The organism is Mesorhizobium sp. M4A.F.Ca.ET.020.02.1.1 (genome assembly GCF_004022645.1).
Taxonomy (GTDB): domain Bacteria; phylum Pseudomonadota; class Alphaproteobacteria; order Rhizobiales; family Rhizobiaceae; genus Mesorhizobium.
In genome coordinates this window covers 1-7,074 of the sequence record NZ_RZOI01000279.1, presented here as the reverse complement: position 1 = coordinate 7,074, position 7,074 = coordinate 1, and the positions used below count along the sequence as shown (strand labels likewise).

Genomic DNA, 7,074 nt, shown 5'->3' with positions numbered 1-7,074 from the left:
TGCCGTGCCGGAGGCGCCGGTCGTCTGCCTGACCGGCGATGGCGGCTTCCAGTTCACTCTGCCGGAGCTGGGTGCCGCGCTCGATGCCGATGCCCCGGTCATCTTCGTCGTCTGGAACAATCGCGGCTATCGCGAAATCGAGACCTCGATGCTCGATGTCGGCGTCGAGCCGGTCGGCGTCTCGCCGGCGCCGCCGGATTTCTGCAAGCTGGCCGAGGCCTATGGCATCGCTGCCGAGCGGCTTGCCTGCGCCGACGGCCTGGCGGATGTGCTGAAGCGCGCCCGGGCGGCGGGCAAGCCGCGGGTCATCGAAATCACGGTGGATTGAGCACCGTGGCAACAGACGATGGCGCGGCGGGCTCGTTCTTCAGCGAAGCAGCGCCGTTCCGTGATCCGCTCAGGTTCCCTTATCTTGCGCCGCTGCGCCGGGCGGCGTCCTCGCCGATCTTGCCCTGGCCGCTGCGCAAACGCGCCGCCAAGCTGTGCATGACCTGGTCCCGCAAGAGGCTGCATCGGGTGCGGCACATCGCCGTCGATCATTCGCGGTGGTGCTCCGCCAGCACGCCTGGCGACCTTGGTCCGATCTGGCAATATTGGGCGCAAGGCGCCGACGCGGCGCCGCCGGTGGTCAGGGCGTGCCTGCGCTCAGTGGCCCGCCACAGGGGCGAACGCGAACTCATCGTCCTCGACGACAGGACCGTCGAGGATCATACCGACCTTCCCGGCCATGTCTGGGACAAGCGCCGGCGCGGGCTGATGAGCAGCCAGCATTTTTCCAACTTCGTCCGGCTGGACCTGCTGGCCCGGCACGGCGGGACATGGCTCGATGCCACGATCCTGCTGCGGCAGCCCGTGCCGCCGGAGATCGAAGGCGAGGATTTCTACATTCTGCGCGAGACCGGTCGCCATCCCCGGCTCGTGGAAACCTGGTTCATTCATGCCCGCAAGGGCCACCCGCTGGTCGAGACCGTTCTTTGCGGCCTCGCCGACTACTGGAAGGCCCATGACGGGCTTCATGACTACTTCATGTTCCCCTACCATTTCGAGGCTGCGCTTCTCTTGCATCGGCGGCTTCGGCGCGAGTTCCTGGCCAGGCCGCAGGTCGGCGCCGACCGGCCGCACGAGCTGCAATGGCTGCTTTTCGAGCCGCTCGACGAGGCAGCGCATCGCGCGGTCCATGATCGTTTCTGGCTGCACAAGCTGACGCACAAGGCCGAGCGTCCGGCGACGGGCGATCGCCTGCTCTGGGATGCGATCCTCGACGGTTGGCCGGCGAACTGAAACGGTGAATTAGCGTCAACGAAATTTCAGTTGAGTGACGGCGCGAAAGGCGCGAGGTTCGGCGCCGGCGTGGCGCAAGCGTGAAATGGACTGGAGCAGTCGAATATGACGGAAACACTGGACGGCAGGCATATCGTGGTGACCGGCGGCACGGGGGCGCTGGGTGGCGCGGTTGTCGGCAAGCTCTTGGATCAGGGCGCGATCTGCCATGTCCCCAATGCCCATGCCGCGGCGCCTCCGCACTTTCCCTTTGCCGCCCATGACCGCGTCAGGCTGGCGCACAACGTCGACCTGTCGGATTCCGCCAAGGTCGAGGCCTTCTACCACCAGCTTCCCGACCTCTGGGGGTCGATCCACCTCGCCGGCGGCTTTGCCATGGCGCCGGTGGAGAAGATCGAATCGGCCTCCTTCGCCGAGATGATGGACACCAACGCCCGCACGACGTTTCTCTGTTGCCGTGCCGCGATCCGCTCGATGCTGACTTCGGGCACGGCGGGGCGCATCGTCAACGTCACGGCGCGCGCCGGGCTCGATCCAAGGCGCGGTTCTGGCATGGTCGCTTATGCCGCCAGCAAGGCGGCGGTCGCGGCGATGACGGTGGCGATGGCCGAGGAGCTGAAGCACAAGGGCATACTGGTCAACGCGGTGGCGCCCTCGACGCTCGACACGCCGGCCAACCGGACCGACATGCCGGACGCCGACTTCACCAAATGGGTGAGCCTCGAAGCCGCCGCCGAGGCTATCGCCTATCTCGCCTCGCCCGCCAATCTGGCGATGAGCGGCACGCTGGTGCCGCTCTACGGTCGGGCCTGATTTTCCGGAGCAATTCCAGGAAAAGTGTGAAACGGTCTTCCGTTCGCAATAGCCCAAAACAAAGCCGGAGCGGGTCGGCGTTTCCATGAAACGATGGACCGTTCTGGACATCCCGCCAAAGAAAAACCCCGCCGGATCGCTCCGGCGGGGTTTTCTTTGAGGTTGGGCGAAGAGGCTCAAGCAATTCCGGACGGAAAACCGCCGCGCGGTTTTCCTGGAATGCTCTAGTTGCCCTGCTTCTTCAGCGCCGCGCCCAGGATGTCGCCCAGCGAGGCGCCGGAGTCGGTCGAGCCGTACTGGGCGACCGCTTCCTTCTCCTCGGCGATTTCCAGCGCCTTGATCGAGACCTGCAGCTTGCGGGTCTTCTTGTCGAAGGCGATGACACGGGCGTCGACCTTCTGGCCGACGGTGAAGCGCTCGGGGCGCTGCTCGTCGCGGTCACGGCTGAGGTCGGAGCGCTTGATGAAGGTCTCGATGCCGCTGTCGACCAGCCGCACTTCCAGACCGCCGTCCTTGACGCCGATGACCTCGCAGGTGACGACGGCGTTCTTGCGCAGTTCGCCCGAAGTCGCCGCTTCACCGACCGTGTCACGCGCCAGCTGCTTGATGCCAAGCGAGATGCGCTCCTTCTCGATGTCGACGTCGAGCACCTGCGCCTTGACCACGTCGCCGCGATTGTACTCCTCGATCACCTGCTCGCCCGGACGGGTCCAGTCGAGGTCGGAGAGGTGGACCATGCCGTCGACGTCGCCTTCCAGGCCGATGAACAGGCCGAACTCGGTCTTGTTCTTGACCTCGCCCTCGACCTGGCTGCCGACCGGATGGGTGCGCGCGAAGGCTTCCCACGGGTTCTCCAGCGTCTGCTTGAGGCCGAGCGAGATGCGGCGCTTGGCCGGATCGACCTCGAGCACCACCACGTCGACTTCCTGGGTCGTCGACAGGATCTTGCCGGGGTGCACGTTCTTCTTCGTCCACGACATTTCCGAAACGTGGATGAGGCCCTCGATGCCCGGCTCCAGCTCGACGAACGCGCCGTAGTCGGTGATGTTGGTGACGGTGCCCTTGATCTTCTTGCCGCTCGGGAACTTGGTGCCGATCTCCGACCACGGATCGCTCTCGAGCTGCTTCATGCCGAGCGAGATGCGGTGGGTTTCCTGGTTGATGCGGATGATCTGCACCTTGACCGTCTGGCCGATGTTGAGGATCTCGGTCGGATGGTTGACGCGGCGCCATGCCATGTCGGTGACATGCAGCAGGCCGTCGATGCCGCCGAGGTCGACGAACGCACCGTAGTCGGTGATGTTCTTGACCACGCCCTCGACCACCTGGCCCTCTTCGAGGTTCTGCACGATTTCCGAACGCTGTTCGGCGCGGCTCTCCTCGAGCACGGTGCGGCGCGACACCACGATGTTGCCGCGGCGGCGATCCATCTTGAGGATCTCGAAGGGCTGCGGGTTGTGCATCAGCGGCGAGACGTCGCGGATCGGGCGGATATCGACCTGGCTACGCGGCAGGAACGCCACGGCGCCGTCGAGGTCGACGGTGAAGCCGCCCTTGACCTGGTTGAAGATGACGCCTTCGACGCGCTCACCCTTGGTGAACTTCTCCTCGAGGCGCACCCAGCTCTCCTCGCGGCGAGCCTTCTCGCGCGACAGCATGGCTTCGCCAAGCGCGTTCTCGATGCGCTCGACATAGACTTCGACGGTGTCGCCGACCTTGAGGGAGGAGTCCTTGCCCTTGGCGCCGAACTCCTTCAGCGGCACGCGGCCTTCGACCTTGAGGCCGACATCGATGATGGCCATGTCCTTTTCGATCGCGGTGATCGTGCCCCGGACAACCTGGCCCTCGCCGGAATGGCCGGCGGTGAATGATTCTTCGAGCATGCTCGCGAAATCGTCGCGAGACGGATTAGCAGCTGACATTGTTTCTCCTGGAATACTCCGCGTCTTTCGCGGAGTGGGCGCCGTTGGTTAGCGTTGCGTGAGCCTGCCGGCGTTCCGGGCTAAAAGCCCTTGGCCGCATTTGGCGGCAAGTCCGGCGCATGAAGAATGCTGGCAGGCTGGTTTGTGCCCGATATGGGTATTTTCTTCGCCTCCGGCAACGGAAACACGAGGAAAAACCTGGCTCAGGCTCCGCTTCTCTTGGCCAGGACGTCGTCGATGATCGCCATAGCCGCCAGAAACGCGGCCTCTATAGCCATTTCAGACGTATCAAGCAAGTGCGCGTCGACAGCCGGCTTGAGCGGCGAGTCGGTCCGGCCCATGTCGCGCTCGTCGCGGCGCTCGATGTCAGCCAGGATGGTGGCGAAATCGGCGCTGCCGCCGATGCTCTCGATCTCCGCCAGCCGGCGCCTGGCCCGCACCTCGGCGCTCGCCGTCACGTAGAGCTTGATGTCGGCGTCGGGACACACGACGGTGCCGATATCGCGCCCGTCAAGCACCGCGCCCGGCGGCGTTTTGGCGAAGTCGCGCTGCTTTTCGACGAGGATGCGCCGCACCGTGGGAATGACCGCAACCTTCGAGGCCGCCTCGCCCACCGCATGCGCCGACAGCACGGCGCGGTCGAGTTTCGAAAGGTCCACCTGCCGCGCCGCGGTTTCGGCTGCCGAGACGTTGTCGAGCGGCAGGCCAAGCTGAAGCAGTTTGTGGGCAACCGCGCGATAGGTGAGGCCGGTGTCGAGCAGGTTCAGCCGGTAGTGGTCGGCGAGCCGGCGCGCAAGCGTGCCCTTGCCGGCGCCTGCAGGCCCGTCGATGGCAATGGTGAAGGTATGGGTCATCTGACTTGCCTGAACAGGCGGAACGCCAGCACCGCCAGGGCGATCGAGATCGACAGCGGCAATGCAATGAGCGGTATGACGCCGATTGTCATGAAGGCCATGGCCCCGATCCCTTTGAGAAGTCCCGCAAGAAGGACCCATCCATTGTCTTCGAGAAACCTGGCAGGGCCGACCGACAAATAGATAGCCAGGAACTGAAGAACCAGAAGCCAGAAAAGAAGAGCGAAAATGCCAAACCGCTCTTTGAAAGCGACGCGTTCGATCAGATACGGGACCAGCGCAGCTCCAATGCAGCCTGCCAAGAGCGGCCAGTCCCGCAACATCACCCGATCTCCGCGCCCAGCCCCTTCATCAGTCCCATGAACTCCGGAAAGCTCGTCGCGATCATGTTGGCGTCGTCGATGGTCACCGGCTTCTCGGCCGCCAGCCCCATCACCAGAAAACTCATGGCGATGCGATGATCGAGATGGGTCTGCACCGTCGTGTCCGGCCCGTTGGGGTGTCTGCCCAGCCCCTTGCCGCCGGGCTTGCCGCGCACGGCAAGCGTCGCTTCGCCTTCGGTGCAGTCGACGCCGTTGAGCTTCAGCCCGTTGGCCACGGCAGACAGGCGGTCGGATTCCTTGACCCGCAATTCCTCCAGCCCCTGCATCAGCGTCTCGCCCTCGGCGAAGCTCGCGGCAACAGCCAGCACCGGATACTCGTCGATCATCGAGGGTGCCCGCTCCGGCGGGACGACGACACCCTTCAATTCGGATGAGCGCACGCGCAGGTCGGCGACGTCCTCGCCGCCGGCGTTGCGCGGGTTGAGGATGTCGATCCGGCCGCCCATCTCCTGCAGCGTCAAAAGCAGGCCGGTGCGGGTCGGGTTCATCAGCACGTTCTCGATCACGATGTCAGAGCCCGATACTATGAGCGCCGCGACCAGCGGGAAGCCGGCCGAGGACGGATCGCCTGGAACGGCGATCGTCTGCCCGCTGAGCTTGCCCTGGCCCTCGATGAAGATGTGGCGTACGCCGCGCTCGTCGGTTTCGACCGTCAGATTGGCGCCAAAGCCCTTCAGCATCTTTTCGGTATGGTCGCGCGTCATCACCGGCTCGATCACCGTGGTGATGCCCGGCGTGTTCAAGCCCGCGAGCAGCACCGCAGACTTCACCTGCGCCGAGGCCATCGGCACCCGGTAGGTGATGGGGGCGGCGTGCTTGGGGCCGCGCAGCGTGATTGGCATGCGGTCGCCAGGCGTCGCCTTCAGCACCTGCACGCCCATCTGCCGCAGCGGCTCCAGCACGCGGCCCATCGGCCGGCCGGAGAGCGATGCATCGCCGATGAAGGTCGTCTCCATGTCATAGGTGCCGACCAGCCCCATGGTGAGGCGCGAGCCGGTGCCGGCATTGCCGAAGTCGAGCGGACCTTCCGGTTCGAGCAGCGCCCCGTTGCCGGTGCCGCGGATCACCCACTCGGCGCCGCGCTTCTCGATATGCGCGCCCATCGCCTTCATCGCGGCGCCCGTGCGCATCACGTCCTCGCCTTCGAGCAGGCCGGTGATGCGGGTCTCGCCGGAGGCCAGACCGCCGAACATGAAGGACCGGTGCGAGATCGACTTGTCGCCCGGCACCCGCGCGGCGCCGGAAAGGGCTGGAGATTTGCGGGCCGTGGCCGGTTTCGGAGCGGCAGCGTGAGACATGGTTTTCCCTGGATGGAACGCCGGCGCGCCGGCACTTTTCTTTTGTTGCGGCGGTCTCGTATCACGGCGGACGGAAATGGTCATCCCCTTGCGAGAAGCCTTCGATTGCGGGCTTTTGCAACGCCTGCCTGAAGCCGGCTTTTGGCTTTGACAGCGCCGTAAACTGCCGTTAAGGGGACCACTCTTCTATCTACGAGGCTTGCTGTGGCAAAAGCTGAACTTGGCACCAAACGCATAGACCCGGAAACGGGTCGGAAATTCTATGACCTGAACAAGGACCCGATCGTCTCGCCCTACACCGGCAAGAGCTATCCGCGCTCCTATTTCGACGAAGGCAAGATCACCGCTCTCGAGGAGGACGAGGATGTCGCCGACAAGGAAGTGGACGCCGAGGACGAAGAGGGCGCCGAGGTCGTCTCGCTCGAAGAGGCTGATGACGAGGCCAAGGGCGGCGACGATCTTCCCGATCTCGGAGACGACGAGGACGATGTGGACCTCGGCGACGATGAGGACGACACCTTCC

Annotated in this window: 8 protein-coding genes; 4 read left to right on the top strand and 4 right to left on the bottom strand. The window is 64.8% G+C overall.

Annotated features, from left to right (window positions below; all coding sequences use genetic code 11):
• From EN742_RS18220 to EN742_RS18210, 3 genes are all read left to right on the top strand, one after another.
• On the top strand, positions 1 to 328 hold a 328-nt coding region (locus EN742_RS18220), incomplete at its 5' end, for a thiamine pyrophosphate-dependent enzyme (RefSeq protein ID WP_245492351.1).
• Positions 329 to 333: 5 nt separating this feature from the next.
• Positions 334 to 1,281, top strand: a complete 948-nt coding sequence (locus tag EN742_RS18215) for a capsular polysaccharide synthesis protein (RefSeq protein ID WP_126056888.1) — start codon at positions 334 to 336, stop codon at positions 1,279 to 1,281.
• Between the two features lie 105 nt (positions 1,282 to 1,386).
• Positions 1,387 to 2,094 (top strand): SDR family NAD(P)-dependent oxidoreductase, encoded by a 708-nt coding sequence (locus EN742_RS18210; RefSeq protein ID WP_126056887.1) that lies wholly within the window; start codon positions 1,387 to 1,389, stop codon positions 2,092 to 2,094.
• Between the two features lie 224 nt (positions 2,095 to 2,318).
• Here the strand turns inward: EN742_RS18210 and rpsA are convergent, their stop codons facing one another.
• The 4 genes from rpsA to aroA form a co-directional block, all read right to left on the bottom strand.
• Positions 2,319 to 4,016 (bottom strand): 30S ribosomal protein S1, encoded by a 1,698-nt coding sequence (gene rpsA / locus EN742_RS18205; protein ID WP_128333106.1) that lies wholly within the window; start codon positions 4,014 to 4,016, stop codon positions 2,319 to 2,321.
• A gap of 203 nt (positions 4,017 to 4,219) precedes the next feature.
• Entirely contained in the window at positions 4,220 to 4,870 is a 651-nt protein-coding gene (cmk, locus tag EN742_RS18200) for a (d)CMP kinase (protein WP_128333105.1), read from the bottom strand.
• Complete coding sequence (locus tag EN742_RS18195) at positions 4,867 to 5,193, bottom strand: hypothetical protein (protein ID WP_127405879.1); 327 nt, start codon at positions 5,191 to 5,193, stop codon at positions 4,867 to 4,869. Before EN742_RS18195 ends, cmk begins: the two co-directional genes overlap by 4 nt.
• Positions 5,193 to 6,551, bottom strand: coding sequence for a 3-phosphoshikimate 1-carboxyvinyltransferase (aroA, locus tag EN742_RS18190; RefSeq protein ID WP_127405880.1), 1,359 nt, complete (start codon positions 6,549 to 6,551; stop codon positions 5,193 to 5,195). Before aroA ends, EN742_RS18195 begins: the two co-directional genes overlap by 1 nt.
• A gap of 204 nt (positions 6,552 to 6,755) precedes the next feature.
• Between aroA and EN742_RS18185 the strand changes: the two genes are divergently transcribed.
• Positions 6,756 to 7,074: TIGR02300 family protein (locus EN742_RS18185; protein WP_128333104.1), on the top strand; the 319-nt coding region annotated here is incomplete at its 3' end.

Bases quoted from the DNA above. Each gene is read 5' to 3' on its own strand.
- cmk (WP_128333105.1), bottom strand. From the start codon at position 4,870: ATGACCCATACCTTCACCATTGCCATCGACGGGCCTGCAGGCGCCGGC.
- aroA (WP_127405880.1), bottom strand. From the start codon at position 6,551: ATGTCTCACGCTGCCGCTCCGAAACCGGCCACGGCCCGCAAATCTCCA.
- EN742_RS18195 (WP_127405879.1), bottom strand. From the start codon at position 5,193: ATGTTGCGGGACTGGCCGCTCTTGGCAGGCTGCATTGGAGCTGCGCTG.
- EN742_RS18210 (WP_126056887.1), top strand. From the start codon at position 1,387: ATGACGGAAACACTGGACGGCAGGCATATCGTGGTGACCGGCGGCACG.
- rpsA (WP_128333106.1), bottom strand. From the start codon at position 4,016: ATGTCAGCTGCTAATCCGTCTCGCGACGATTTCGCGAGCATGCTCGAA.